The 25,767-nt window shown below is 69.5% G+C and carries 21 protein-coding genes; 16 read left to right on the forward strand and 5 right to left on the reverse strand.

Features of this window, described 5'->3' with window-relative positions:
* Window positions 1-7 precede the first annotated feature (7 nt).
* Window positions 8-3,691 carry a S8 family serine peptidase gene (locus tag ABD260_RS29550; RefSeq protein WP_344238718.1) on the forward strand — a complete coding sequence of 1,228 codons (3,684 nt, stop codon included), beginning with the start codon at window positions 8-10 and terminating at the stop codon, window positions 3,689-3,691.
* Between the two features lie 153 nt (window positions 3,692-3,844).
* Here the strand turns inward: ABD260_RS29550 and ABD260_RS29555 are convergent, their stop codons facing one another.
* Window positions 3,845-5,224 (reverse strand): lytic transglycosylase domain-containing protein, encoded by a 1,380-nt coding sequence (locus tag ABD260_RS29555; protein ID WP_344238720.1) that lies wholly within the window; start codon window positions 5,222-5,224, stop codon window positions 3,845-3,847.
* Between the two features lie 265 nt (window positions 5,225-5,489).
* On the opposite strand from ABD260_RS29555, the gene hemL reads away from it, so the two are divergent.
* The 11 genes from hemL (at window position 5,490) to ABD260_RS29610 (ending at window position 19,386) form a co-directional block, all read left to right on the forward strand.
* Window positions 5,490-6,803 (forward strand): glutamate-1-semialdehyde 2,1-aminomutase, encoded by a 1,314-nt coding sequence (gene hemL / locus ABD260_RS29560; RefSeq protein ID WP_344238722.1) that lies wholly within the window; start codon window positions 5,490-5,492, stop codon window positions 6,801-6,803.
* Between the two features lie 10 nt (window positions 6,804-6,813).
* Entirely contained in the window at window positions 6,814-7,464 is a 651-nt protein-coding gene (locus tag ABD260_RS29565) for a histidine phosphatase family protein (protein WP_425553418.1), read from the forward strand.
* Window positions 7,464-8,027 carry a TlpA family protein disulfide reductase gene (locus ABD260_RS29570; RefSeq protein ID WP_344238724.1) on the forward strand — a complete coding sequence of 188 codons (564 nt, stop codon included), beginning with the start codon at window positions 7,464-7,466 and terminating at the stop codon, window positions 8,025-8,027. The genes ABD260_RS29565 and ABD260_RS29570 overlap by 1 nt, the downstream gene beginning before the upstream one ends.
* A gap of 4 nt (window positions 8,028-8,031) precedes the next feature.
* A complete protein-coding gene (locus tag ABD260_RS29575; protein WP_344238914.1) occupies window positions 8,032-8,775 on the forward strand; it encodes a cytochrome c biogenesis CcdA family protein in 744 nt (247 codons plus the stop codon).
* Window positions 8,776-8,778: 3 nt separating this feature from the next.
* Window positions 8,779-10,365, forward strand: coding sequence for a cytochrome c biogenesis protein ResB (resB, locus tag ABD260_RS29580; protein ID WP_344238726.1), 1,587 nt, complete (start codon window positions 8,779-8,781; stop codon window positions 10,363-10,365).
* Complete coding sequence (gene ccsB, locus ABD260_RS29585; protein ID WP_344238728.1) at window positions 10,362-11,411, forward strand: c-type cytochrome biogenesis protein CcsB; 1,050 nt, start codon at window positions 10,362-10,364, stop codon at window positions 11,409-11,411. The genes resB and ccsB overlap by 4 nt, the downstream gene beginning before the upstream one ends.
* Before the next feature lies 1 nt (window position 11,412).
* Window positions 11,413-11,664 (forward strand): DUF4229 domain-containing protein, encoded by a 252-nt coding sequence (locus tag ABD260_RS29590; RefSeq protein ID WP_184840106.1) that lies wholly within the window; start codon window positions 11,413-11,415, stop codon window positions 11,662-11,664.
* A 181-nt stretch (window positions 11,665-11,845) separates the two neighbouring features.
* The gene (locus tag ABD260_RS29595) at window positions 11,846-12,454 is read left to right on the forward strand and encodes a TetR/AcrR family transcriptional regulator (protein WP_344238731.1); all 609 of its coding nucleotides are present in this window, start codon (window positions 11,846-11,848) and stop codon (window positions 12,452-12,454) included.
* A gap of 56 nt (window positions 12,455-12,510) precedes the next feature.
* Window positions 12,511-14,073, forward strand: coding sequence for an MFS transporter (locus ABD260_RS29600; protein WP_344238733.1), 1,563 nt, complete (start codon window positions 12,511-12,513; stop codon window positions 14,071-14,073).
* Window positions 14,074-14,255: 182 nt separating this feature from the next.
* Complete coding sequence (locus ABD260_RS29605) at window positions 14,256-16,772, forward strand: hypothetical protein (RefSeq protein ID WP_344238735.1); 2,517 nt, start codon at window positions 14,256-14,258, stop codon at window positions 16,770-16,772.
* A gap of 109 nt (window positions 16,773-16,881) precedes the next feature.
* Entirely contained in the window at window positions 16,882-19,386 is a 2,505-nt protein-coding gene (locus ABD260_RS29610; protein ID WP_344238737.1) for a hypothetical protein, read from the forward strand.
* 2 nt (window positions 19,387-19,388) lie between these two features.
* Here the strand turns inward: ABD260_RS29610 and ABD260_RS29615 are convergent, their stop codons facing one another.
* Together ABD260_RS29615 and ABD260_RS29620 are read right to left on the reverse strand one after the other, a co-directional pair.
* Window positions 19,389-19,868 (reverse strand): GNAT family N-acetyltransferase, encoded by a 480-nt coding sequence (locus tag ABD260_RS29615; RefSeq protein WP_344238739.1) that lies wholly within the window; start codon window positions 19,866-19,868, stop codon window positions 19,389-19,391.
* A 69-nt stretch (window positions 19,869-19,937) separates the two neighbouring features.
* Window positions 19,938-20,957, reverse strand: coding sequence for a M48 family metallopeptidase (locus ABD260_RS29620; protein WP_344238741.1), 1,020 nt, complete (start codon window positions 20,955-20,957; stop codon window positions 19,938-19,940).
* Window positions 20,958-21,087: 130 nt separating this feature from the next.
* Here ABD260_RS29620 and cds1 point away from each other — a divergent pair, with 130 nt between their 5' ends.
* Window positions 21,088-22,200 carry an L-cysteine desulfhydrase Cds1 gene (cds1, locus tag ABD260_RS29625; protein WP_344238743.1) on the forward strand — a complete coding sequence of 371 codons (1,113 nt, stop codon included), beginning with the start codon at window positions 21,088-21,090 and terminating at the stop codon, window positions 22,198-22,200.
* Between the two features lie 15 nt (window positions 22,201-22,215).
* Here the strand turns inward: cds1 and ABD260_RS29630 are convergent, their stop codons facing one another.
* Window positions 22,216-23,190, reverse strand: coding sequence for a zinc-binding dehydrogenase (locus ABD260_RS29630; RefSeq protein WP_344238745.1), 975 nt, complete (start codon window positions 23,188-23,190; stop codon window positions 22,216-22,218).
* A gap of 106 nt (window positions 23,191-23,296) precedes the next feature.
* Between ABD260_RS29630 and ABD260_RS29635 the strand changes: the two genes are divergently transcribed.
* The 3 genes from ABD260_RS29635 to ABD260_RS29645 are packed head-to-tail and all read left to right on the forward strand — an operon-like array spanning window position 23,297 to window position 24,887.
* Entirely contained in the window at window positions 23,297-23,887 is a 591-nt protein-coding gene (locus ABD260_RS29635) for a TetR/AcrR family transcriptional regulator (protein WP_344238747.1), read from the forward strand.
* Complete coding sequence (locus ABD260_RS29640; protein ID WP_344238749.1) at window positions 23,884-24,330, forward strand: AAA family ATPase; 447 nt, start codon at window positions 23,884-23,886, stop codon at window positions 24,328-24,330. Before ABD260_RS29635 ends, ABD260_RS29640 begins: the two co-directional genes overlap by 4 nt.
* 26 nt (window positions 24,331-24,356) lie before the next feature.
* The gene (locus tag ABD260_RS29645; RefSeq protein ID WP_344238751.1) at window positions 24,357-24,887 is read left to right on the forward strand and encodes an AAA family ATPase; all 531 of its coding nucleotides are present in this window, start codon (window positions 24,357-24,359) and stop codon (window positions 24,885-24,887) included.
* Between the two features lie 4 nt (window positions 24,888-24,891).
* On the opposite strand, the gene ABD260_RS29650 is transcribed toward ABD260_RS29645, so the two are convergent.
* Window positions 24,892-25,764: a 1,4-dihydroxy-2-naphthoate polyprenyltransferase gene (locus ABD260_RS29650; protein WP_344238753.1), complete on the reverse strand. Its 873-nt coding sequence runs from the start codon at window positions 25,762-25,764 to the stop codon at window positions 24,892-24,894.
* Window positions 25,765-25,767: the final 3 nt, after the last annotated feature.

Below are 25,767 nucleotides of genomic sequence, written 5' to 3' on the forward strand. Positions count from 1 at the left end.
TCCGCCAATGTTTCCCCGACTGTCCAAAACCGCGACCAGCCTGCTCGCCGCGGTGGCCGCTGGTTCCCTGCTGCTGCCGGCCACCGCGGTGGCCGGTCCACCGGCGCCACCACCGGCCGATCCCGTCTCAAGTGGTCAGCCGACGCCTGGTACGAGCAGCAAGCGGATCACCCTGCTGACCGGTGATGTCGCCGAGCTGACCACGAGCTCCAACGGCCGGCCATCGGCCCGCCTGCTCAATGACGAGCCGTACTACTTCGGCACCTTCGACGGCGAGCTCAGCCTGATCCCGGCCAAGGCGTACCCGCTGGTCACCTCCGGCAAGCTGGACAAGCGGCTGTTCAACCTGACGGAGCTCGCCGCGCAGGGGTACGACGACGCGAGCACCGACCAGCTGCCGCTGCTGCTCACCGCGCCGGCGACCTTGCGCAGTGCGCCGAGTACGCCGGCGGCCGCCACCTTCCGCCGTACGCTCGCCAGCGTCGGAAGCACCGCGGTCACCGTGAAGAAGTCCGACGCGAAGACGTTCTGGGACGGCGTGAGCGGCCCGACCACGTTCAAGAGCAGCCAGGTCACCAAGATCTGGCTCGATGGGCGTACGCACGCCACGCTCGACCGTTCGGCCAAGCAAATCGGTGCGCCGACGGCCTGGAAGCAGGGGTACGACGGGCGCGGCGTGAAGGTCGCCGTACTCGACACCGGGTACGACGCCGGGCACCCGGATCTTTCCAAGCAGGTCGTCGCCGCGGAGAGCTTCGTACCGGATGAAGCGGTGCAGGACCTGCACGGTCACGGTACGCACACTGCGTCGATCGTCGCGGGCCTCGGTACGGCGTCGGCCGGCCTGCGGAAGGGGGTCGCGCCCGGTGCCGAGCTGTTGATCGGCAAGGTGCTCGACAACGGCGGCGGCGGGTACGACTCCGAGGCGATCGCCGGGATGGAGTGGGCCGTCAAGCAAGGCGCCAAGGTCATCAGCATGAGCCTCGGCGGAATGCCGTCGGACGGCACTGACCCGATGGAGCAGGCGGTCGACCGGCTGTCGGAATCGAGCGGTGCCCTGTTCGTGATCGCGGCCGGTAACGCCGGTGGCGAGGAGAGCGTCGGCTCGCCCGGTTCGGCGAGCGATGCGCTGACCGTCGGTGCGGTCGACCGCGACGACAGCCTGGCGAACTTCTCCAGCCGTGGCCCGCGCCTCGGCGACGGAGCGATGAAGCCCGAGGTCACCGCGCCGGGCGTGGAGATCGCCGCCGCCCGGGCCGCCGGTACCGAGCAGGGACACATCCTCGGCCAGTACTACACCGCGATGAGCGGCACCTCGATGGCGACGCCGCATGTCGCCGGCGCGGCCGCGATCCTGGCCCAGCGGCACCCGGACTGGACCGGCCCGCAGCTGAAGGCTGCCCTCGCCGCGACCGCGGTCCCGTCGGCCGGCGCCCGCGTCGACCAGCAGGGCCTCGGCCGGGTCGACATCCCGAACGCGCTGAACCCGTCGGTTCTCCCGGACACCGCCAGCCTGCTGTTCGGCGACCTGTCCTGGACCGGTGCGACCGCTCCCGCGCCGGTCACCCGAACCGTTGCCTACCGCAACACTTCGAACCGCCCGGTGACGCTGACGCTGGCCGTCGACGCGCAGTCCCCGGCGAAGGTGAAGGCAGCCGTGACGGTCAGCCCGTCCCGGCTGACGATCCCGGCCGGCGGTACGGCGTCCGCGAACGTCACGCTCAACCTGGCGAAGACCCAGCCGGCCAACTACTCCGGCGTACTGACCGCGAAGACCGGCAACCAGTCGGTCCGCACCGGTCTCGGCTTCGCCGCGGGTGGACGACTGAACCAGGTCACCGTGAAGGCGATCGGCCGCGACGGCAAACCGGCCACGGCGGCGATCGGCTCGAGCGGCGTCCAGCTCTGGAACCAGGACACCGGCGACGTGAAGGCGATCGCCTTCGACGACACCGGCAGCCGGACCCTCGACGTACCGACCGGGCGTTACAGCGTGATGGCGTTCGCGATGGGCGGCGACGAAGCGGACTGGACGAACTCGATCAGTCTGCTCGGCGAACCGGACGTATGGATCGCCGGTGACCGCACCTTCACCTTCGACGCTCGCAAGGCCCACAAGGTGACGGTCAAGACGCCGCGGCGGTCCGACCCGGACAGCGTCAAGATCGCCTGGCACCGCAAGGTCGGCGGCCGGGACGCGGTGTCCGGCTGGTCGCTCGACGGCCGGGTCGCCGACGGCGTCTACGCGCAGACGTTCGGAAAGGTTGCCAACGGCACCTTCCAGCTGGTGCAGCGCTGGGACCTCGCCGAGCCGAAGCTGACCATCGACGTCAGCGGCACCGGCAGCAGCTTCCGGCTGCCGACGCCGCGCGAGGGCGACCAGGTGACCGTGTACGTCGGAACCGAGCAGCTGCAGCTCGTCAACGGTGGCGACGGCACGGCGGCGGAGCTGACCGGGGCCAAGGGCAAGGTGGCCCTGATCCGGTTCCGGGACCATGACCTGACCGCCGAGCAGGTGCGGGCCGCGAAGGAGGCCGGCGCCAAGGCGGTGCTGATGTACAACGAGAAACCCGGCTTCTGGTCGACCCTCGCCGAGGAAGGCCTGCCCTTCAACCTGATCGAGGCACCGCAGGGCAAGCAACTGCTCGACCTGCTCGCGAAAGGCCCGGTGACGCTGAAGCTGAACGGTCTGCTGGACAGCACGTACCGGTATGACCTGGTGATGGCGCCGTCCACGGTCCGTGGGCCGTTGACCTACGACGTCGCGAAGATGAACCCGGCTGTGGTGACGACGAAGTTCAACCGCAACGACGCGTGGTTCCTGCACCGGGAGGAGCGGATCGCGCATGTGCCCGGGATCGCGAGCGGGCTGGGCGCCGGGCGCCAGGTGACCGGGCCGCTGACCCGGACCGACTACCTGGCCAGCGACGTGAAGGGCGTGACCTGGGACGAGAAGCTGGTGGCGGGTGAATGGAACGAGAGCGGCTACGAAGCGACGCTCTCGCGTGGGTACCGGCCGGGTGAGCAGGTCAGCCGGGCCTGGTGGGAGTCGTTGGCGCGTCCGGCCGTGCCGGGTCTGTCGGAAGCGCCAGGTGATGTGGCGCAGGGGTGGCCGCCGGCGCGGTTCGAGAATGCGTTGCGGATCGCGATCCCGCAGTACGTGAGCGGCGACCGGACCGTGTACGGATGGGCCGACCGTGGTGATGTGACCAGCATGAAGCTGAGCAGCAACGGCGTGGAGCTGGGGAGCAAGAACTGGTCGGTGGCGCAGTTCCCCGTACCGGCGAAGGCTGCCTGGTACGACCTGACGCTGGATCAGCAGCGTGGGCCGAAGAGCTGGGCGAAAACCTCGACCGCGACGCACACCAAGTGGCACTTCGTGTCGGCGCCCAGCAAGAGCCGGGCCGCGCTGCCGCTCGTACAGGTGGACTACAAGCACACGAACGGGCTGCTGGAGCTGACGCCGGGATATCAGCCGGGCGTCCGCGGGCTGCCGATCTTCCGTACGACTGCCGAGATCTCGTACGACGGGAAGACCTGGCAGAAGCTCGCACTGCGCGGGATCGGGAACACGGTGCGGGCGCAACTGCCGGCTGCGCCGGCCAAGTCGGCCGCCAGCATCCGGGTGACGGCGACGGATCTGATCGGCAACAGCATCACCCAGACCATCGAAAAGGCCTGGCTGAACTGAAGGTTCAAATGCTGACCTGGTCGCTCAAACGCTGACCTGATCGTTAAAAGGGCGACGCCACGAAGCCGGGGGGAGGTGCTCCGTGGCGTCGCCGGGGGCGCGCCAAGGGAGGGGTGGGGGCTGGCGCGCCGGTCGGTGAAGTTCTGGCTGGGATCAGCTCCCGAGGATGCCTCCGCCCAGGACCCCGAGGAGTCCGAGCAGGGACAGCAGGTTGCGGATGACTTGGTCGACCGCCTTCGTGCCACCGGTCTGGTAGGCGGTCACGCACTTCTGCAGCTGGTCCTGGGTCGGCTTGGTGATCGTCACCTTCGACAGCTCGGACTGGCAGTAGGTGGTCGCGGTCTGCAGTTCGTGCAGGGTGCTGCCGACCGTACCCACGATCAGCCCGGCGGCCGTCTTCAGCGTGACCAGACCCGGTGGGGTCGTCGTAGTCGGCGTCGTCGGCTTGGTGGTGGGCTTGCCCGGGGTGGTCGGCTTGGTCGGCGTCGGCTTGCCGGGTGTCGGCTTGTCCGTCGGCTTGCCCGGCTTGGTCGGCGTCGTCGGGCGCTGGGTCGGAATCGCCGGCCGGGCGCCGCCGCGCTCGTCGGTCGGCGTCTGGATCGGCTTGCCCGGCGGGGTGGTCGGCAGGTCGATCGCCTTCGGCAGGTTCTTGTCCGCCGGCGCGTCGATCTTCGGGTCGCCGATCTGCTCGCCGGCGGTGTCCACGTCGTCCCCGGAAGTGCCGTTCCCGACCGCGATCCAGCTGCCGCCCGCGTACGCCTTGGCGATGCTGATCACCAGGTCCGCGTACGACTGCGAGTGGTTGTACCGCAGCAGGGCAGCGTTCAGGTCGCTCGCCTTGGACAGGTCGGTCTTGCCGGAGCACAGGTACACACCGGTCGACAGCGCCGCGTCGTTGATGTCCTGCGGGTTCCGCACGCCGTCGCCGTCGCCGTCCACTCCCACGGCTCGCCAGGTGCCGGGGATGAACTGCATCGGGCCGACCGCGCGGTCGAACGCGCCGTCACCGTCGAACGCGCCGGCGTCGGTGTCGGCGATCTTGGCCGTCCCACCGGAGCCGTCCAGGCGCGGGCCGAAGATGCCCGGTACCGCGACGCCCTTGGAGTTCAGCGAGTTGCCGCCGAACCGGCCGTGGTTGGACTCGACCCGGCCGATCGCGGCCACCAGCGTCCACGGCAGGTGGCAGGACGGATCGGCCTGGGCCAGCACCTGCTGGGCCCGCGAGTACGCCTTCAGTGCCGCGTTCGGAATGCCGTTGCGGGACAGCCCCGAGACGACCTGGTTGGGCGGCTCGCCGGCGCCGACTCCCGGCCCGACCTGACCTGGCACCGGTACGTTCGCCGGCACCGCGATCGGCTGCTTCGGCACCACGACCGGGTTGCCGCCGCCCATGCCCTGCTCCAGCGACGCGGTGGCGATCGCCGGGTCGTCGGTCGCGCTGACGGTGAACGCGCTCGCGAACAGCGCGACCGGAATCAGCGGCGCCACCTGACGCCACCCGCCACCGGTGGCGCGGCGCTTGCCCTTCGCCATCGAAGAAATCCCCTCCGTGACTCATCGACCGGCCCGGCCCCACGCTGCGGACAGTCTTTGCGTCTTCTGGTTTCCGCTCGCTCTAGGTCTAACGTCCGCCCCGTTGCGTGGGTTACGCGCCGGACGCAGACCGTGTACGACCGGTCACCGGGGATCCATACTCGCGCGTAACAAAGCGCCTGTACACCCCCTGGCGACGATCCGCGCCGGGAATTCCGGATGCCCTGCCCATCGGCCCGCGAGAGCGGCAAGCGAGAATGGCTCGGTGCCCGATCACACTGTTCAGTCCGCCGAGCTTTTCGACAGGGCCGCCGCCGTTACGCCGGGCGGGGTCAACTCTCCCGTCCGCGCGTTCCGTGCCGTTGGCGGCGTGCCGCGCTTCATGGCTTCCGGTGACGGATGTCACATGACCGACGTGGACGGCAACCGGTACCTCGACCTGGTCTCGTCCTGGGGTCCGCTGCTGCTCGGCCACGCCCACCCGGAGGTGATCGCCGCCGTCCAGGCCGCGGTCGGCCGCGGTACCTCGTTCGGTACGCCGACCGAGACCGAGGTGCTGCTGGGTGAGGAGCTCGTGGCCCGCACGCCGGTGGACAAGGTCCGGCTGGTGTCGTCCGGTACCGAGGCAACGATGTCCGCGCTCCGGCTGGCCCGCGGATTCACCGGCCGCGCGAAGATCGTCAAGTTCGCGGGTTGCTACCACGGGCACGTGGACGCGCTCCTCGCCCAGGCGGGTTCGGGCGTGCTGACGCTGGGCATTCCGGGTACGCCCGGGGTGACCGAGGCGACCACCGCCGACACGATTGTGCTGCCGTACAACGACCAGGCCGCCGTCACCGCCGCGTTCGCCGAGTACGGCGACCAGATCGCGGCCGTGATCACCGAGGCGTCACCCGGCAACATGGGCGTGGTGCCGCCGCGCGACAACTTCAACGCGTTCCTGGCCCGGACGTGTACGGACCACGGCGCGCTGTTCATTTCCGACGAGGTGATGACCGGCTTCCGGATCACCCGCTCCGGCTGGTACGGCGTCGACGGCGTACGCCCCGACCTGATGACCTTTGGCAAGGTGATGGGCGGCGGCTTCCCGGCGGCCGCGTTCGGCGGTCGCGCCGACGTGATGGCGCATCTGGCTCCGGAGGGCTCGGTCTACCAGGCCGGCACGCTGTCCGGGAACCCGATCGCCACCACCGCCGGCCTGACCACGCTCCGGCTGGCCACCGACGACGTGTACGCGAAGATCGACGAGACCTCGCTGACCATCCAGCGGCTGGTCTCGACCGCGCTGGACAAGGAAGGTGTGCCGCACGTCATCAGCGCGGCCGGGAACCTCTTCAGCGTCTTCTTCGTGAAGTCTTCGGAGGGACCTGCCGAGATCCGGGACTTCGCCGGTGCGAACGCACAGGTGCTGCCCCGGTTCACGGCGTTCTTCCATGCCATGCTGGACGCCGGCGTCTACCTGCCGCCGAGCGCGTTCGAGGCCTGGTTCGTCAGCGCCGTGATCGACGACGACGCGCTGGCCGAGCTGGAGTCCGCGCTGACACCGGCGGCCCGGGCGGCCGCTGCGGTCGAGGACTGAAGGGACAGTGGTGACCGAAACGACGGTCGTGCACCTGATGCGTCACGGCGAGGTGCACAACCCGGCCGGAGTCCTGTACGGCCGGATCCCCGACTTCCACCTGTCCGAGCTCGGCCGGCAGATGGCCGACCGGGTCGCCGAGCACGTCAAGGGCCGCGACATCGTGCACCTGGTCAGCTCGCCGCTGGAGCGGGCCCAGGAGACGATGCGGCCGATCGCCGAGGTGTTCGGGATCACCCCGGACATCGACGAGCGGGTGATCGAGGCGGCGAACCTGTTCGAGGGCAAGAAGTTCGGCGTCGGCGACGGCGCGCTGCGGAACCCGAGTGCCTGGTGGCTGCTGCGGAACCCGCTGAAACCGTCCTGGGGTGAGCCGTACCAGCAGCTCGTCCGCCGGATGCGGGACGCGATCGAGACCGCCCGGGAGAAGGCCGCCGGGCACGAGGCGCTGATCGTCTCGCACCAGCTGCCGATCTGGATCGTCCGGTCCGCGATCGAGGGCCGCCGGCTGCCGCACGACCCGCGCAAACGGCAGTGCAGCCTGGCCAGCCTGACCTCGTTCACCTTCCACGGCGATCAGATCGTGTCCGTCGGGTACTCCGAACCGGCAAAAGACCTGTTGCCGGTGAAGAACCCGAAGAAGTTCGTCGGAGGGGCCTGATGCGTCGCGTCGTACTGCTTGTGGCGGGCCTGATGCTCGCCGTCACCGCCTGCTCGTCGGGTCAGCAGGCGGCGCAGAACCGCCAGGGCCAGGCCGGCTTCGTCAGCGGCAACGGGAACGTGTCGGTGTTCGCGCCGGCCGACCGCAAGCCGGCGCCGGAGCTGACCGGCACCACCTTCGACGGCGCGACCTGGACGCTGTCCGACCACCGCGGCAAGGTCGTGGTGCTGAACGTGTGGGGCTCGTGGTGCCCGCCGTGCCGGAAGGAAGCCCCCGATCTCGTTGGTGCGGCCAAGGAACTCGGATCGTCGGTGCAGTTCATCGGGTTGAACACCCGGGACAATGACCAGGCGCAGGCGAAGAAGTTCGTCCAGGAGTTCGGCGTACCGTACCCGAATCTCTACGACCCGAGCGGCAAGGCGCTGCTGCGGTTCCGCGGCCAGATCGCGCCGGCCGCGATCCCGACCACGCTGGTGATCGACAGGTCCGGCAAGGTCGCCGGGCGGGTGGTCGGCGAAGTGACGAAGCAGACGCTGGTCGGCATGGCGAAGGATGCCGGTTGAGCTGATGGGTGAGTGGTTCGCCCAGTCGATGACGGGCTCGATGCTGGTGGCATTGCCGATCGCGGTGCTGGCCGGTGCGATCTCGTTCTTCTCGCCGTGCGTCGTCCCGCTGCTGCCCGGCTACCTTTCGTACGTCACCGGCCTGTCCGCGGCCGAGCTCGGCTCGGAGAAGCGCGGCCGGATGCTGGCCGGTACGGCGTTGTTCGTGGCCGGTTTCTCGGCCGTGTTCATCCTCACCGGCGTGCTTTTCGGTACGGCCGGGAACCTGCTGCTCGACCATCAAACCGCGATCACCCGGGTGCTCGGCGGGCTCACCGTCGTACTCGGCGTGGTGTTCCTCGGCGGGTTCGGTTTCATGCAGCGCGACCTGCGCGTACATCGGGTCCCGGCGGTCGGGATCGCGGCCGCGCCGTTGCTCGGCGTACTGTTCGGGTTCGGCTGGACGCCGTGTATCGGTCCGACGCTCGGGACCGTGATGACGCTCGCGGCGACCCAGGGCAGTGTCGGGCGCGGCGCGGTGCTGGCGCTGGTGTTCAGCCTCGGGCTGGGGATCCCGTTCATCGTGGCGGCGCTGGCGTTCCGGCGGATGCTGGCCGCGGTGGCCTGGGTCCGCAAGCACCAGCTGCTGGTGATCCGGATCGGCGGCGTACTGATGATCGTGGTGGGACTGCTGCTGCTGACGGGAGTGTGGGATGCGATCACCGCGGACCTGCGGCAGTGGGTCGCCAACTTCGGATCGGCGGTCTGAGCGATGACTGAAGTGAAGGACCGGATCGCGGCGGCGTCGGGACCGGAGGAGCCGTCCGGCCCACCGGCGCTCGGCCTGGTCGGCTGGCTGCGCTGGACCTGGCGGCAGCTCACGTCGATGAAGACCGCACTGGTGCTGCTGTTCCTGCTCGCGCTCGGCGCGGTGCCGGGATCGCTGGTACCGCAGACGGCGATCGACCCGATCAAGGTGTCCGACTTCCTCGCCGCGCACAAGACGCTCGGCCCGATCTACGACAAGCTCGGGCTGTTCGACGTCTACAAGTCCGCGTGGTTCTCGGCGATCTACCTGCTGCTGTTCATCTCGCTGATCGGCTGCGTCGTCCCGCGGCTCTCGGTGTACTTGCGCGCGTTGCGGGCCCGCCCGCCGAAACCTCCGCGCAACCTGAACCGCCTGCCCGGCTATCAGCGCTTCGAGATCGACGACGCCGGTGACGTACTGGCCGTCGCGACCCGTGAGCTGAAGCGGCGCCGGTTCCGGATCGAGTCGTACGACGGTGCGGTCGCGGCCGAGCGTGGGTACCTGCGCGAGGCCGGCAACCTGCTCTTCCACTTCTCCCTGATCCTGGCGCTGATCGGCGTCGCGTGGGGCTCGCTGTTCGGCTACCGCGGCACCGTACTCGTTGTCGTCGGCAACGGATTCTCCAACTCCGTGGCGCAGTACGACGACTTCACGCCCGGCCGGGCGTTCAGCGGTGACGACGATCTGCCGCCGTTCTCGCTGACCGTGAAGGACTTCGAGGCGAAGTTCCAGGAGGACGGTCCGCAGAAGGGCGCGGCCCGTGAGTTCAAAGCGCAGCTCGCGTACCAGGAAACGCCGGACGCGCCGGAGAAGTCGTACGAGCTGCTGGTGAACCACCCGCTGAAGCTGGACGGCAGCAGCGTGTACCTGCTCGGCCACGGGTACGCGCCGCGGGTGACGGTGAGGGACGGGCAGGGCAACGTCGCGTTCTCCGGCCCGGCGCCGTTCCTGCCGCAGGACACGAACTTCTCCTCGTTCGGCGTGATCAAGGCCCCGGACGCGCGGCCGATGACGCTCGGGTTCGAGGGGTTCTTCCTGCCGACCGCGGTGATCGGCCAGAACGGTCCGGTGTCGGTGTTCCCGGACTCGCTGAACCCGGCGCTGGTGCTGACCGGGTACTACGGCCGCCCGCAACCGGAGACCGGGAAGCCGGAGTCGGTGTACCAGCTGGACAAGTCGAAGCTGACCCAGTTCGAGCAGAACAAGGACAAGTGGCGCGTCCAGCTCGCACCCGGGCAGAGCACGCAGCTGCCCGACAAGGCTGGGTCGCTCACCTTCGACGGGTACAGCCGCTGGGTGAAGCTGCAGATCAGCCACACCCCGGGCACGGACCTCGCGCTCGCGGGCATCCTGCTGGCGATCCTCGGCCTGATGGGTTCGCTGTTCGTGCACCCACGGCGTACCTGGGTGCGGGTCCGCGAGCAGGACGGGCGTACCGTGGTCGAGGTCGCCGGCCTGGACCGCGGGCCTGAACGTGGACTCGGTGACGAGATCCAGGCCATCACCGACCGATTGAAGCCTGCCGACTCTAGCAATGAGGAGCAGTCATGAGCCCGGAGACCTACGCGCAAGTCTCCAATTTGCTGATCCCGACCGCCACGGTGATCTATGCCATCGCGATGGTTTCGCACGCGATGGAATGGGCGCTGGGCCGGGCCGCAGTCGCGCAGACGGCTGAGGTCAAGGCTGAGGTCAAGGCAGGAGCCAAGGCGGAGACGCTGGTCGCCGCCGACGGGTCGGCAGTCTCCGGTGGGACATCGGGGGTAGCGGACGGTGCCGGCGTACCCGACCAGACCGGCGGCGGAGCCGCGAAGGTCGAGCCGGCCTCGACCGAGCGGATGGCGGCGGCCAGCCGGATCGGGTTGCTGCTCACCTGGCTGGGCTTCGTGCTGCACCTCGGCGGCGTGCTCACCCGCGGTCTCGCGGCCGGCCGGGTGCCGTGGGGCAACATGTACGAGTTCTCGATCACGGCGTCGCTGGCGGTCGCGATCGTGTACCTGATCTTCGTGCAGCGCTACAAGCTGCAGTACCTCGGGCTCGGCGTCACCTTCGTCGTCGCCGCGGTGCTCGGGCTGGCCTCACTCGCGCTGTACACCCCGGCCGGACCGCTGGTGCCGGCGCTGGACTCGTACTGGCTGGTCATCCACGTGTCCGCGGCCGCCATCTCGGGCGGTGCGTTCACGGTCGGCGGCCTGATCTCGGTGCTGTACCTGATCAAGGCGCGGGCCGAACGCCGCGTACTCGCGGGCGGCACGATGGCGGCTTCGTTGCGGCGGCTCCCGAGCGCCGAGGCGATGGACGGCACCGCGTACAAGGTGCTGGCGTTTGCCTTCCCGCTCTGGACCTTCGGCGTCCTGGTGGCCGGCCCGATCTGGGCCGAGCACGCCTGGGGCCGGTACTGGGGCTGGGACCCCAAGGAGGTCTGGTCCCTGGTGACCTGGGTCGTGTACGCCGCGTACCTGCACGCGCGGGCGACGGCCGGCTGGCGCGGACGCAAGGCCGCGAACATCGCGATCGCCGGCTGGTTCGTCTTCATCTTCAACTTCGTCGGAGTGAACCTGCTGGTCTCCGGCCTGCACTCCTACGCCGGGGTGTGACGTGAAGGAATTCGCCATCTACACCGGCCTGCGGGCCGCGCTGTTCGCGATCTGCTTCGGCGTGCTCTGGCTGGTGCTGCACTCCTGGCTGTCGATCTTCCCGCTGCTGCTGATCGGCCTGATCATCTCGTCGATCCTGTCCATCTTCGTGCTCCGCGCCGCCCGCGACCGGCTGGCCGGCAAAATCGACACCCGGGCCGAGAAGATCGCCACCCGGCTCGAACAGGCCCGCAGCGCCGAGGACGACGACTAGGCCCTGCTGCCTGGCCCCGCCTGATCAAAGCCGTACCAGTGCTCGACTGGTACGGAGAGTGACGCACGCCACTCGTGAATTCTCAGAAAAACCCTTTGTGCATTCCTTCACATGAGTCGTACCGTGGTTGATGAAACGAAACCGTTTCGTTCCATCGGTGATCTAGTACTTACTCAGGGTGATGAAGGTGGATGCAGCAGGCGTGCGGTCCCGGCCGCGGGTCGAGGGCGGCCGCGAGGAGGAGATCCTCGACGCGACCGTCGCGGTGGTGGCCGAGCTCGGCTACGACCGGCTGACCATGGACGCGGTCGCGACCGCGGCGAAGGCCAGCAAGGCGACGCTGTACCGGCGCTGGACCAGCAAGGCCGAGCTGGTCGTGGACGCGATCAGCCGGGCCAAGGGCTGCCCGATGCCGGAGGACGTCGACACCGGCAGCCTGCGCGGTGACCTGATCTCGATCTCCTGCGGCGACGGCGGCTTCACCGACGAGCTGCCGATGTCGGTGGTGGCCGGTCTGCTGACCGCGCTGCACCGCGACCAGGAGCTGCAGAAGGCCTTCCGGGAGCTGTTCCTGGCGCCCCGGCTCGAAATCACCAGCAAGGCGTACGAGCGGGCCGTCGACCGTGGCGAGATCGCCCCGGACGTCGACGTCGACCTGCTGTCGGTGACGTTGCCGGCGGTGATCATCCAGCACGCGTACGTCCTCGGCATCCCGCCGACCGACGACCTGATCCTGCGAGTGATCGACAACGTGATCCTGCCCGCGGCGCGGGGGTCGCAGGCGAGCTGACCGGTTGAGGGGCCGGTCCGCGACCAAGACAGTTCTGCCAAGAGGGGAAAATATTCATGTCCGAAGAAGTGATCAACGCCGATCCGCCGGAGCGGCGACCGGCCGACGCGCCCGGGGGCGGCGAGCACGGCCACCGGAACCTCGGCATCGCGCTCGCGCTGATCTGCATGGCGCAGTTGATGGTGGTGCTGGACGGCACCATCGTGAACATCGCGCTGCCGCACATCAAGGACGCGCTCGGCTTCACCGACGCCTCGCTGCCGTGGGTGGTGAACGCGTACGCGCTGGCGTTCGGTGGCCTGCTGCTGCTCGGCGGCCGGATCGGGGACATCCTCGGCCGCCGCAAGGTCTTCATCGTCGGCGTCGTGCTGTTCGGCCTGGCGTCGTTCGTCGGCGGTGTCGCCCAGAGTGAGGGCGTACTGCTGGCCAGCCGGATTCTGCAGGGCATCGCGGCCGCGATGGCCTCGCCGAACGCGCTGGCCCTGATCACCACCACCTTCCCGGCCGGCAAGGAGCGGAACCGGGCGATGGGCGTGTACGCCGCGATGTCCGGTGCGGGTGCCGCCGTCGGCCTGATCCTGGGTGGCGCGCTGACCGAGGCGTCCTGGCGCTGGACGTTCTTCATCAACACGCCGATCGGCCTGATCGTGGCCGTGCTGGCCTTCCGGTTCCTGGGTGAGTCGGCCCGGCAGAAGGGCAAGTTCGACCTGCCCGGCGCGATCACCGGAACCGTCGGTCTGACCTCGCTGGTGTACGGCCTGACGCACGCCGCCACCGAAGGCTGGGGCGACAAGTGGACGCTGATCTTCATCTTCGGCGGCCTGGTGCTGATCGCGGCGTTCCTGGCGATCGAGGCCCGGTCCCGGCACGCGCTGATGCCGTTCCGCATCCTCGCGAACCGTACTCGTGGCGTCAGCTTCTTCGTGATGCTGGTGGTCGGTGCGGCGATGTTCTCGATGTTCTACTTCCTGGGCATCTTCGTGCAGAGCATCATGGGGTACAGCGCGCTGAAGACCGGTCTGTCGTTCCTGCCGTTCAGCGTCGGCATCGTGGTCGCGGCGCAGGTCGCCTCGACGCTGGTGGCGCGGATGGACCCGCGCTGGATCTCCGGTGCCGGTGGGATCCTGGTCGGGGCCGGGATGTTCGGGTTCAGCCGGTTGCAGGTCGACTCGTCGTACCTGACCAACCTGCTGCCGTACATCCTGGTGCTGTCGTTCGGCATGGGCCTGATCTTCGTACCGCTGACGCTGACCGCGGTCAGTGGCGTGGCGAAGGAGGACTCCGGTGTCGGCTCGGCGGTCCTGAACACGGTGCAGCAGATCGGTGGCGCGGTCGGCCTGGCGCTGCTGGGCACGATCTCCACCAACGCGATCAAGGACAAGTTCGCCGAGCTGGCCCCCGGCCTGCAGAAGGCGGCCGAGTCCGGCCAGTCACCGGAGCAGCTCAAGCAGCTGCAGGGCCAGTTCACCGCACTCGCCACCACGCACGGCTTCACCCGCGCGTTCCTGTGGTCGGCGTTCCTCGCGGTCGGCGCGGGCTTGGTGACGATGATCGGCCTGTCGATCAAGCACAAGGACCTCGCCACGGACAGCGAAAGCGGCCCGGTCCACATCGGCTGACCCAGCCACTCCCAGCCACTCCCAGCAACACCGCAAGCCGAAGGGCCCGCTTCCCGGGAGGAGAGAAGCGGGCCCTTCGTCATGTCCGGAGGTTCCGGGTGCCGGGACGAACGGCGGCGGGACCCGCACGGTGACTTAGAGTGTCCGCTACATCGGGCGACCAAGCGGATCTGAGGTGGCGAATGGCTGGCGACGATCCGGACCTGGACGCAGCTGCACGGCGGGCGCTGGTGAGCTCGATCGCGGCCGGCGTGACGGAGTTCGCGAGCCGGCCGGGTACGAGGGTGCGGCTGATCGAGAGGCGGTCCGCCGACGAGTGGCGGCGCTGCGCGCAGCGGGCCGGGGCCGCCCTCGCGGATACGAAGCACCTGATCGACACCTTTCGGCGGAGCTTGCCGGGCTTCGAGCGTGGTCCGGACTGGCGGTCGCAGCGGGCAGCGGTGGACGCGCTGGCGCATCGGGACGCTGACTACGCGGTGGTGGTCGAGGCCGGAGACGACGGCCCGATGACCGTCGTGACACTCCACGAGGCGGGAGCTCGCTTCATCGTGGTCGGGGGCGGTACGACCTTCCGGCCGGCCGGTCCGCTGGCGGACCCTTCGCAGCCGACCGCCGAGCAGGCCGGGTTCGCCGCGCAGTACGCGGTGGCGACCATGGCTGCGCAGGACACCATGGCTGTCGACCATGTGGTCTCACCCGACGGCTGGTACGGGCCGCGGGCGCTCGAGGGCCGGCGGATGATCCGGCCGGACGGGCAGGCACGCAGCACCAGCTCGGCCGCGCTGCGCTGGTCGGCCGCCGATGCGCGGTACATCGCCGAACAGGTCACCAGTCGTCAGCCCGACGGCGAACATCCCTTTCCGGAGGTCGACGACCGCCCGCTCGGGCAGGACGAGCACCGGCGCCTGGCCACCCAGCTCGGCGACTGGCTCGAACGCGGCGGCCACGTCGAGGTGTACGACCACGAAGACAAGAACCTGGACGACCACGACGACGGCATCCAGCCGTATCACCGGGCCGAGCTCGCTCTGATGGCGCTGGACCCCGCGCCGGATCGGGCGATGGACAACCCGATCCCGCAACGGCCCGGGGTCCGGACGATGGTCGCGATGACGGACGGCGAGCCGCAAGCCGCCGTCACCGTCGGCCGCGATGCCGCCGGCGACCTGCACGTGCTGCGATTCGTCTATACGCCCGGCGTCGAAGGTGCCACCCGGGCGGCCGAGCTGATGATGTACGAGGCCGCGATCCGGGCCGGCGGCGGAGTGTCCTTCTCCCGGCAGGCCGCGCTGGACTTCGCCGGGAAGGAGCAGTTCGCGGTCAGCGCCTCGGACGGCGCCGTCCACGCCGACAGGATGCGGAGCCGCCTTGGCCAGGTGAACGGCGCCGCGGGAAGCCGGATGTCCGGCTTGATCGCTGCCCTCGACAACAGGCCCGGCGAACCGACCGTGCACCCGACTGCCAACCCGGCCGCCCCGGCCGTGCTGGCCGCGACGGTGCAGCGGTTCCGCGAGGCCGGTGGGGACGTGCTGTTCGTCGACCGGTCGAATCCGGCCTTCGTGGCGCTGCGGGAGCAGGCGGCCGACCGGCTGGCGGCCGCGATGGGTCCGGACGGGACTGTCCCGCTGGACGTCGACAGTCTCTGGCGGGTGTTCAATCCGCCGGTCGCCGAGCCGGGCCGGACGGATTCCGGTCGCCGGGAGGTGGCGGTCGCGGTCGTCGACGGCCAACCGGTCGCTGCCGTCGCGGTCACGAGCACCGGCTCCCGGTACGAGCTCGGGGCGCTTGGTGCGGTCGACGGCGCCGACGATGCTCTCGTCGCGGCGCTCGTCGACGGCGTGTACCCGAGAGTCCGCGACACCGCGCCGCTGACCATGTTCCGCGCCGATGAGGAGGCGAATTCGGAGCAGCTCGCGGCGTTGGGTCTGGAGGTGACCGGAGTGCGTCCGCTCGACGACGACAGCCGGGTCGAGGTCCGGCTCCCGAAGGACACCCCGCAAGCAATTCACGATGCCTCGTCGGCCGGATGGACCAGCTCCCGCTGGCTGGACTACGAGGCAGAAGGTCTCCTTCAGTTCCAGCAGCGGAAAGGAACAGTGCGGCGGTTCGACCACTCCGTCGCGGCGGAACGTCAGCAGGCCGAGGAGGCCATCCGGGCGGTTCAGGACAAGCCTCGTCGCGAACCGCCTGCGACCCCGGTTCCGCCGGTGAACGGAAGTCGGGTGACGCTGGTGGCCCGGTTCGATCGCGATTCGGCGTACATCACCTTCGACGAGCGTCCCGGCGGCGAGATCGAGGTCGTCGACGTCGCCAACACGGCGACCGACTACGCGGCGCTGGAGGCCGTGCGGCACGGGTTCTGCGACCATCTCGCCGAGCGTGGGCAGGATGCGGTGCTGCACGAGCGGATCTCCGACTTCGAGCGGGAGCGGGGAGTGTGGGGTGCGGCGGAGAGCCGCTACTTCGTCACCGGCATCCGCAACCGCCTCGGCCCCGAAGCCGCCGAATCGTTGCTCCCGGCCCCCGAACCGCCGCCTGCCCCCGAACCCACCCAAACCGCCGAAGCCGGGCAGACCACCGAAGCCGGGCAGGAGACCGAGGCGACCGCTGACTCGCCGGGAACAGCCGCTCCGCACGGCCAAGGCAAGCCGCCACGACGCCACGGCCCAGACGGCCGCCGCGGCCCGTTCGAGCGATGAACGCCCGGTGACCGGCGATCCGTTCGTCACACCAACTCACGGTCGGTCAGCGGCGGGGGATCGGCCCAGGGCTGACCTAGGGTGATGTGGGGATCAGGCAACGAGTTGAGTGAGGTGGCGGGTGGTCGCGGAGGATCAGGGGTTCGACGAGCAGGATCGTCGGCTGCGCGGGACCGAGACCTCGATCGCCGCCGGTGTCAGCTCGTTCCTCGGCCGGTCCGGCGGGACTGTCCGGGTGATCGACAAGGGCTCCGCGGAGTGGGAGAGGTACGCGCAGCAGCTCCGGGACCGGCTCGCCGAGACGGACAAGCTGACCGAGACCTTGCGCCGGGGGCTGTCGGGGATCGGGCACGGCCCAGTGTTGCAGGCGCAGCAGGCGGCGGTGGACGCGCTGGCGGACGCGGAGGCGGAGCACGCCCAGCTGGTCGAGGCGGGCGAGAACGGGCCGGTGACGGTTGTATCGTTCCGGCGCAAGGACGGTGAGCTGGTGGTGGTCGGCGGTGGGAGCACGTTCCCGCCGACTCCGGTCGCCGGGCCGGTGGCGGTCAGCGGTCCGAGTGCCTTCACGGCGTTGCCGGTCGGAGCGCGAGCGGATGCGCCGGTGCCGAGCGGTGAAGAAGCCGGGTACGTTGCCCAGTACGCGCTGGCGTCGATCGCCGCGCAGGAGACCTTGAGCCTGAGCCACCAGGTTTCGCCGGTGCCCTGGCATGGACCGCGGGCGCTGGAGTCGCGGCGGCTCATCGGCTTGGACGGGCAGACTCGCGGTATCAAGGCACCGACCTGGCCGGCCGCCGACGTACGCCACATCGCCGAGCAGGTGACGCTCCGGCAGGCCGACGGCCGGCACCCCTTCCCGAACGTCCAGACCCACCAAGTCGGCCGGTCCGGGTTCCGCCGGTGGGCGACCGATCTCAAAAGCTGGATCGACAACGGCGGCACCATCGAGGTGTACGACCACAGCGACCCGGTGCAGCGTGACGCCGCCGGCCTGGCGATGCTGACGCTGGTCGGCGACGCGGGCGCCCTTGCTGTGCTGCCGATTCCGGAGCAAAGCGGCGTACGGACCATGGTCGCGATGACGGACGGCCGGGCCCGCGGCCTGATCACCACCGGGCGGAACGCCAATGGCGACCTGCACGTGCTGCGGTACATGAGCACGTACGATCGCGGCGCGGCCCGGGCGGTCGAGCTGATGATGACGGAGGCGGCGGTTCGTACCGGTGGCTCGGTGTCGTTCTCCCCGGCCGGAGCGATCGAGTACACCGGGGACACCGAGACCGAGATCCGCGCGGCGGATGCGGCGAACTGGGCCTCTCAGATCAGGATCAACCTGCTGCAGCTCGACCGCTCGACGTCGGAGCGGATGACCGAGCTGCTCACGGCGTTGGACGTGCCGGCGCTGTCGCCGCTGGACCCCACCGAACTTGCTGCCTCGGTGCAGAGGTTTCGCGAAGCCGGCGGCGACGTCCTGTACCTCAGCCCGTCCGATCCGAGGTTCGTGGCGTTGCAGGAGCAGGCGTCGGAGACGCTCTGGGCGGCCGCGGCGAGCCCGGACGGAACGGTGCCTCCGGGCGCCGACAGCCTCTGGCGAGTCCTCAACCCGCCGGCTCCCGATCACGAGATCAACCGGCACGGCGACGACGACCGGCGGGTCGCGGTCGCCTTGGTCGATGGCATGCCGGTCGCTGCGGCCGCGATCCGGGACACCGGCTACCGGTACGAGCTCGGGACCCTGGCCGCGGCGCCCGGTGCCGAGGACGCGCTGGCGGCTGCTGTCGTCGAGGGCGTCCACCAACGGGCCTATTCCCAGGCGCCGCTGGTCATGTTCCGGCCCGAAGCCGAGGCACGATCGGAGCAGTTGGCCGCGTACGGGCTCGAGGTGACCGGAGTGCGTGCACTCGACGACGACAGTCGCGTCGAGGTGCGGCTACCGGACACGGTACGCAACAGCATCGTGGACGCGGACCGGGCAACCGGCTGGGCGAATTCGCGGTTGCTCGACCTCGCGGCGATGGGCATCGAGGATTTCCGGAAAGCGAACGAGCACGGAACGGTGCGCCGGCTGGATCATTCCGTCGAGGCGGAGCGGGTGGCGGCCGAGGAGGTGGTCAGCGCGGTGCTGGCCAATCCTGGCACGCGTCCCTCCGAGCTGCCGATTCCGCCGGTGAACGGGAATCGGGTGACGGTGGTGGCGCAGTCGGAGAACCACGGACCGGCGTACATCACCTTCGACGAGACGCCCGCCGGCGGGTTCGAGGTCGTCGACGTGAACGCGAAGAGGCTCGATTATGCCGCGCGGGACGTGGCTCGGTATTGGCTCTCCGACCGGCTGGCCGAGAGCGGTCAGGACGCGGTGCTGCACGAGCGGATCGGCGAGAACGAGCGCCGCCGTGGGACCTGGGGGGCGGGCGAAAGCCGGTACTTCGTCACCGGAATGCGCAACCGCCTCGGCGACCGCCCGGCCGAGTTGTTGCACCAGGCCCCTGAATCCACGCCGGCCGCGGAGGCACCGGGTGAAAGGAAGGCTCCGGGTGAAGGGAAGGCTCCGGGTCAAGGGGAGGCCCCGCGGCGTCCCGGGCCGGACGGTCGCCGGAAGGGCCCGATGGAGCGGTGAAGTCAGAGGGGTTTGTGCATGACGAGTTCCCGGCGGACGCCGTCGGGCATCAGGTCGCCGGGCTGGTCGGTGTCGACGTAGCCGTGGCGGAGGTAGAGGTTGTGCGCGGGGTCGTTGCCGGGGACAACGGATAGTTTGAGGGTGGTGGCACCGGTGGAACGCGCCCAGGTTTCGATCGCCGTCATCAAGGCATTGCCGACGCCGCGACCGCGACCCGTTGGGGCGACCCACATCGAGACCAGTTCAGCCACTCCCGGTTCGTCCGGAAAGCCGCCGGCCATCCCGGCCGGTACGCCGTCGATCGACGCGATCACCTGGTACGCGCCGGGCGAACCGAGCCGCTCCCGCCAGCGCTCCTCGGTCGCGTCCACCCAGTCCGCATACCGCGAACCGAACGCGAACGGCGCCTCCTCCAGCGCGGCCAGCCGAAGCTCGCGCCACGCCTTCCAGTCGTCCGGGCCCACTGCCTGTACGTCGATCACCAGCACAGCTTGACAGTCGGCCCGGACCCAATGGGTGGTGGGGCGGGTTTGCGACTGGTACAGCACCACTCAGTTTCGGGGCGGGAACTTCGAGGACACCCAGTCGCGGACGCCGCCCAGGCCCTCGCCGACGTCGCGGAGGAACTTGGCCAGCGGGTCCTGCGACCGGTTGAAGGCGTCGGAGTACGACTTGGCCGCGTTCTTCGCCTCCTGGGAGATGGACGCGTTGTCGTCGTCCTGGCGCTTCGGGTAGTCGCCGGACACGATCGTGGTGTACTCGCCCTCGTCCACCCAGCGGCGCAGCTCGTGCGCGCGGATGACCGCGAGCGGGTGCGACTGCGCCTCGAGCAGCAGCAGCTTCAGGACGCTGTCGCGCAGGTCGCCGGCGCTCTCGTACTCGGTGCCCTGGGCGAGGAACGCGGTCGTGTCGAGCTCACCGAGCTGGCCGCCGCTGGCCAGCTTCATCTGGACCCGCAGCGCGACGGCCGGGTCCTGGACCGCGAGTAGACCGGCCCGGTCGCCGGACAGCTCGGCCTTCCGGGACCACTCGTGCAGCGCGGCGATTATCGCGCGAATCCCGAGCGCGCCGATCGGCATCCAGTTGACCGCGCCGGTGAGCCGCATCAGCCACATCAGCAGCGACTGGTACAGCGCGTGCCCGCTCTGCGCGTGGCCGAGCTCGTGCCCGAGGATGAACCGCAGCTCCTCCTCGTCCAGGCCCTGCAGCAGCGCGCTGTTGACCACGATGAACGGCCGGTCCATGCCGATCGTGACCGCGTTCCAGATCGGGCTGTTGGTGACATACAGCTCGGGGAGCTGGCGTACGTCCAGGGTGGAGGCCGCCTCGGTGTACAGCCGGTGCACGGTCGGGAACTGCCGCTCGTCCACCCGGATCGCCGACCCGAGGTACTGCAGCCGGAACGCCCGCTCGTTGATCAGGCCCGACATCTTCCGCAGGACGAAGTCGAAACCCTTCAGCTGCCGCAGCGCGACCAGCGCGCCACGGTCGGCGGGATGCTCCCAGGCCCGCGAACTGATGTCGGTCAACGTCACCCGCTGCCGCGTCGGCCGATCACTGTTCTCGCTCATCGCTCCCCCTGCCACCGGTTGTCATGAACCCCCAACCTAGCTCGCTTCCGGGGCCAGCGGGACTCGAGCGCCGGATGGTTGCAGAGCGTAGGAATACTCAAATCCTCAAGTTCGTCCTAGCCTGGCCCGCATGAGTGAGGTTGTGTGCCATGAGGTCGATCGGCGTGACGAGAAGGCGCGGGCATGGGTGTCCGAGGCGATCCGGATCGTGGACGCCGACGCGAACCGGAGCGCGGACACGCATCTGCACGTGTTCCCGATGCCGGAGGGCACCGGCGTGGACCTGTACCTGAAGGACGAGTCGGTGCACCCGACCGGCTCGCTCAAGCACCGGCTGGCCCGGTCGCTGTTCCTGTACGCGCTGTGCAACGGCTGGATTCACGAAGGCACCACCGTGATCGAGGCGTCCAGCGGCTCGACGGCGGTCAGCGAGGCGTACTTCGCGCGGCTGCTCGGGCTTCCGTTCGTCGCGGTGATGCCCCGCTCGACCAGCCCGGAGAAGGTCGAGCTGATCGAGTTCTACGGCGGCCGCTGTCATTTCGTCGAACGTTCCGGCCAGATCTACGGTGAGGCCAAGCGCCTGGCCGAGGAGACCGGCGGGCACTACATGGACCAGTTCACGTACGCCGAGCGCGCGACCGACTGGCGGGGCAACAACAACATCGCGGAGTCGATCTTCGGTCAGCTCTCGCTCGAGCAGCACCCGGTCCCGACCTGGATCGTGGTCGGCGCCGGCACCGGCGGTACGTCGGCCACCATCGGCCGGTACGTCCGCTACCAGCGCTTCGAGACCTCGGTCGCGGTCGTCGACCCGGAGAACTCGGCGTTCTTCCCGGCGTTCGAGGCCGGTGACCACGAGTTCTCCACCGGCCGCCCGTCCCGGATCGAGGGCATCGGCCGGCCGCGGGTGGAGCCGTCCTTCGTCCTCGGCGTCGTCGACCGGATGATCTCCGTCCCGGACGCGGCCTCGATCGCCGCGATGCGGTTCTGCTCCCGTGTCACCGGCCGGCTGGTCGGCGGCTCCACCGGTACCAACCTGTGGGGATCGCTGCGGCTGGCGGCCGAGATGCGGCGTACGGGCGTCCGCGGCAGCATCGTGACGCTCTTGTGCGACAGCGGCGAACGGTACGGCAACACGTACTACGACGACGCCTGGCTCCGGACCAGCGGGATCGACATCAGCCCGTACACGGCCACCCTCGAAACCTTCGCCACCACCGGCCGCTGGACCGAGCCGGAGTAGGTCGACCGGGGTAGATCACGGGATCAGCGCGAGTTTGCCGATCGTCGCGCGGGCTTCGAGTTCGGCGAGTGCTTTCGGGCCGTCGGCGAGCTCGTACGTCGTGGGTTGCGCGGGGCTGAGTACGCCGGCCGCGAGCAGGCCGAACAGTTCGCCCATCACCGCGCCGAAGATTTGCGGCGCGGCCTGGACGAGTACGCCGAGGTTGAGGCCGATGATCTGAACCTGGTGTTTGTAGACCAGGTCCCAGTTGCTGATCTGTGCTTCGCCGGCGGGCAGGCCGAAGACGACGACGCGGCCGGTGATCCGCTTGGCGGCGGTCAGGCTGGCTTCGAGCGTGCGGCCGCCGACCGATTCCAGTACGAGGTCGACTGGGCCGGTCAGTCGCAGCACTTCGGCGGCGAGGTCGGGGTTGCGGGCGTCGATCACGTGGTCGGCGCCGAGCCCGCGGACGACGTCGTGCTTGTCCGCGGAGGCACTCGCGATCACTGTCGCGCCGTAGTGTTTCGCGAGCTTGACCGCGGCCTGGCCGGTGCCGCCGGCCGCCGCGTGGATCAGCACGGTTTGACCGGTTTCCAGCCCGCCGAGCGGTCGGAGCGCCGCGAGCGCGGTCGGCCAGCTGACCATCAGCCCGAGCGCCTGCTCGTCGGCCCATCCGGCCGGGACCGGGACCGCGGCGACGGCGGGCAGCGCCAGGTACTCGGCGAAGGCCCCGCAGGTGATGCTCACGCCGACCACGTGCTGGCCCGGTTCGAAGCCGGTCACCCCTTCGCCGAGGCCGACGATTTCACCGGCCGCTTCGATTCCGGCGATGTACGGCGGCTGCGGTCCGTTCGCGAAGCTGCCGTACGCCTGCGAGAGGTCGACGAAGTTGAGTCCGGCGGCGGTGACCCGTACGAGCAGTTCGCCCGGCCCGGGGCTGGGGACCGGTGCGTCCGTGATCACGTGCAGGTCCCGCGGGCCGTTCAGTGAGGTCTGGCGCAGTGCGCGCATGGCGGTTCTCCTTTTGTTGGTCGATCGACCAACAAAAGGTTGCCAGCGCGACGGGTGGTTGGTCAAGGTAAACTTGGTCGATCGACCAACAAATCTCGGAGGATCGATGGGGACCCGCGGCAGACCGCGTACGTTCGACCCGGACCTGGCGCTCCGGCAGGCGCTCGACGTGTTCTGGGAGCGCGGGTACGAAGGGACGTCGCTGAGCGATCTGTCCGCGGCGATGGGGATCAGGTCGGCCAGCATCTACGCGTACTTCGGCAGCAAGGAAGAGCTGTTCCGCCAGGTGATGGCGCTGTACGGCGCAACCGCCGGCGAACCGCCGCGGCGCGCGCTCCGGGACGGTCCGACCGCCCGCGAGGCGGTCCACGCGATGCTCCAGGCGACCGCCGACCAGATCACCCACCCCGAGCACCCGCACTACTGCATGCTCATCCTCGCCGCCCCCACCGGCACCGTCCAGAACCACCCGGTCCGCGAATTCCTCGCCGACCTACGCCACGGCATGCGCGAGGAGATCAGGGCCCGCCTGGCGCGCGACGGCGACGTACCCGAACCCGCCCTCGACCCCATGTCCCGCTACTACACCACCATCGTCCAAGGCCTCTCCATCCAAGCCCGAGACGGCGCCACCCGCCCAGAACTGGAACCGGTAATCACCTGCGCCATGGCCGCCTGGGACACTCTGGCGGCATGACTCGGATCCTCATCACGGGCATGTCCGGCACCGGCAAGACGACGCTCCTGGAAGAACTCAACCGGCGCGGCCACAACACCATCGACACCGACTACGACAACTGGACCGGCCCCGACGGCACCTGGGACGAAGTACGGATGGACCGGTTGCTCACACGGCCCGATCTGGTCGTCTCCGGGACCGTTGAGAACCAAGTCGAGTACTACGACCGCTTCGATCACATCGTGCTGCTCTCCGCTCCGGTCGAGGTTCTCGTCGATCGGGTGCGGCGGCGTACGAACAACCCGTACGGCAAGACCCCAGCCGAACAAGCCGAGATCATCGGCTACGTTCAGACCGTCGAACCGCTGCTCCGGACCGGCGCGACGCTCGAACTGGACGCTCAGCGGCCGGTGGTCGAGCTCGCCGACACGATCGAGCGGCTGATGGTGCGCAGCGCATGACACCGTTGGCGTCTACCGTGCCGAAGATGTCGCGGCTGGTGGTTGTCAGGGGGAATTCGGCTTCGGGGAAGACGACGTTGGCTGCGGAGGTGCAGCGGGGGATGGGGCGGGGGACGGCCAATGTGGGGCAGGATCATCTGCGGCGGGTGATTTTGCGGGAGCATGATGTGCCGGGCGGGGACAACATCGCGTTCATCCGGGAAACCGTTCGGTACTGCGTCGGGATCGGGTACAACGTGATCCTCGAAGGCATCTTGTACGAGCCGCATTACGGCGCGATGCTGCGGCAGCTGGTGGATGAGCATCCGGGGCCGACGCATGTGTTCTATCTGGATGTTCCGCTCGAAGAGACGCTGCGGCGGCATGAGGGCCGCAACATGTCGGTCAGCGGAGACAAGCTTCGCGAGTGGTACAAACCGCTTGATCTGCTAGGGGTTCCGGGGGAGATCACGATTGCGGCGGGGCTCGGCCTGGCGGAGCTGACGGCGTATGTGCTCGAGCAGATCGGTCCGGTCGAGCCGCCCCGCCGGAACTTCGGGGCGGCACAGTTCCTGTAGCCGGTCAGCCCCCGAGGGCCAGGCCGAGACCGAGGCCGACGGCGTACAGGAGTTCGGTCAGGCCGGTGTTCTTGAGGACCGGGATGAGCGCCGGGCCGACGGCGTCGCTGAGGATGATCCGGATCGACTTGATCGCCAAGGGGACGGCGATGAAGGCGAGCAACGCCCAGGGGGTTGCGATGGCGGAGACAGCGGCCAATACGAAGGCGAGTGCAACCAGCGCGGCGTACATACGGCGCGAACGTGCGGCGCCCAGCACGACGGCGAGGGTGCGCTTGCCGGTGACCGAGTCGGTGGGGATGTCGCGGAGGTTGTTGGCGACCAGGAGGGCGCACGCGATCGAGCCGACCGAGACGGCGCCGGCGATGGCGGTCCAGTGCAGCGACTCGGCTTGGGCGTACGTCGTGCCGAGTACCGCGACCAGGCCGAAGAAGAGGAAGACGCTGACTTCGCCCAGCGCGCGGTAGCCGTACGGCTTCTTGCCGCCGGTGTAGAACCACGCGCCGAGCAGTGACGCGGCCCCGGCGACGAGCAGCCACCAGGTGGTGGTCGCGCACAGCACGATGCCGAGTACGGCGCCAACCCCGAAGCAGGTGAAAGCGGCGGTCTTCACTGATCGCGGAGTGGCGACCTTGGAGCCGACCAGGCGCAGCGGGCCGACCCGGTTCTCGTCGGTGCCGCGGATGCCGTCGCTGTAGTCGTTGGCGTAGTTCACGCCGATCTGCAGCGCCAGCGCGACGCCCAGAGCGAGCAGTGCCTTCCACCAGACGAAGCCGTCCAGGTACGCGGCCGCGCCGGTTCCGACCAGGACTGGGGAGATCGCGGCAGGCAGCGTACGGGGGCGGGCGCCTTCGATCCACTGGGCAGGGGTAGCCATGGC

The sequence above is a fragment of the Kribbella hippodromi genome, from assembly GCF_039531045.1.
Lineage (GTDB): Bacteria > Actinomycetota > Actinomycetes > Propionibacteriales > Kribbellaceae > Kribbella > Kribbella hippodromi.

What these genes read in the sequence shown, in the direction of transcription:
- ABD260_RS29650 (WP_344238753.1), bottom strand. Translation starts at nt 25,764, where the DNA reads ATGGCTACCCCTGCCCAGTGGATCGAAGGCGCCCGCCCCCGTACGCTG.
- ABD260_RS29555 (WP_344238720.1), bottom strand. Translation starts at nt 5,224, where the DNA reads ATGGCGAAGGGCAAGCGCCGCGCCACCGGTGGCGGGTGGCGTCAGGTG.
- resB (WP_344238726.1), top strand. Translation starts at nt 8,779, where the DNA reads ATGACTGAAGTGAAGGACCGGATCGCGGCGGCGTCGGGACCGGAGGAG.
- ABD260_RS29635 (WP_344238747.1), top strand. Translation starts at nt 23,297, where the DNA reads ATGGGGACCCGCGGCAGACCGCGTACGTTCGACCCGGACCTGGCGCTC.
- ABD260_RS29630 (WP_344238745.1), bottom strand. Translation starts at nt 23,190, where the DNA reads ATGCGCGCACTGCGCCAGACCTCACTGAACGGCCCGCGGGACCTGCAC.
- ABD260_RS29605 (WP_344238735.1), top strand. Translation starts at nt 14,256, where the DNA reads ATGGCTGGCGACGATCCGGACCTGGACGCAGCTGCACGGCGGGCGCTG.
- ABD260_RS29595 (WP_344238731.1), top strand. Translation starts at nt 11,846, where the DNA reads ATGAAGGTGGATGCAGCAGGCGTGCGGTCCCGGCCGCGGGTCGAGGGC.
- ABD260_RS29570 (WP_344238724.1), top strand. Translation starts at nt 7,464, where the DNA reads ATGCGTCGCGTCGTACTGCTTGTGGCGGGCCTGATGCTCGCCGTCACC.
- ABD260_RS29620 (WP_344238741.1), bottom strand. Translation starts at nt 20,957, where the DNA reads ATGAGCGAGAACAGTGATCGGCCGACGCGGCAGCGGGTGACGTTGACC.
- cds1 (WP_344238743.1), top strand. Translation starts at nt 21,088, where the DNA reads ATGAGTGAGGTTGTGTGCCATGAGGTCGATCGGCGTGACGAGAAGGCG.
- ABD260_RS29645 (WP_344238751.1), top strand. Translation starts at nt 24,357, where the DNA reads ATGTCGCGGCTGGTGGTTGTCAGGGGGAATTCGGCTTCGGGGAAGACG.
- ABD260_RS29640 (WP_344238749.1), top strand. Translation starts at nt 23,884, where the DNA reads ATGACTCGGATCCTCATCACGGGCATGTCCGGCACCGGCAAGACGACG.
- ABD260_RS29550 (WP_344238718.1), top strand. Translation starts at nt 8, where the DNA reads ATGTTTCCCCGACTGTCCAAAACCGCGACCAGCCTGCTCGCCGCGGTG.
- ABD260_RS29575 (WP_344238914.1), top strand. Translation starts at nt 8,032, where the DNA reads ATGGGTGAGTGGTTCGCCCAGTCGATGACGGGCTCGATGCTGGTGGCA.
- ABD260_RS29600 (WP_344238733.1), top strand. Translation starts at nt 12,511, where the DNA reads ATGTCCGAAGAAGTGATCAACGCCGATCCGCCGGAGCGGCGACCGGCC.
- ccsB (WP_344238728.1), top strand. Translation starts at nt 10,362, where the DNA reads ATGAGCCCGGAGACCTACGCGCAAGTCTCCAATTTGCTGATCCCGACC.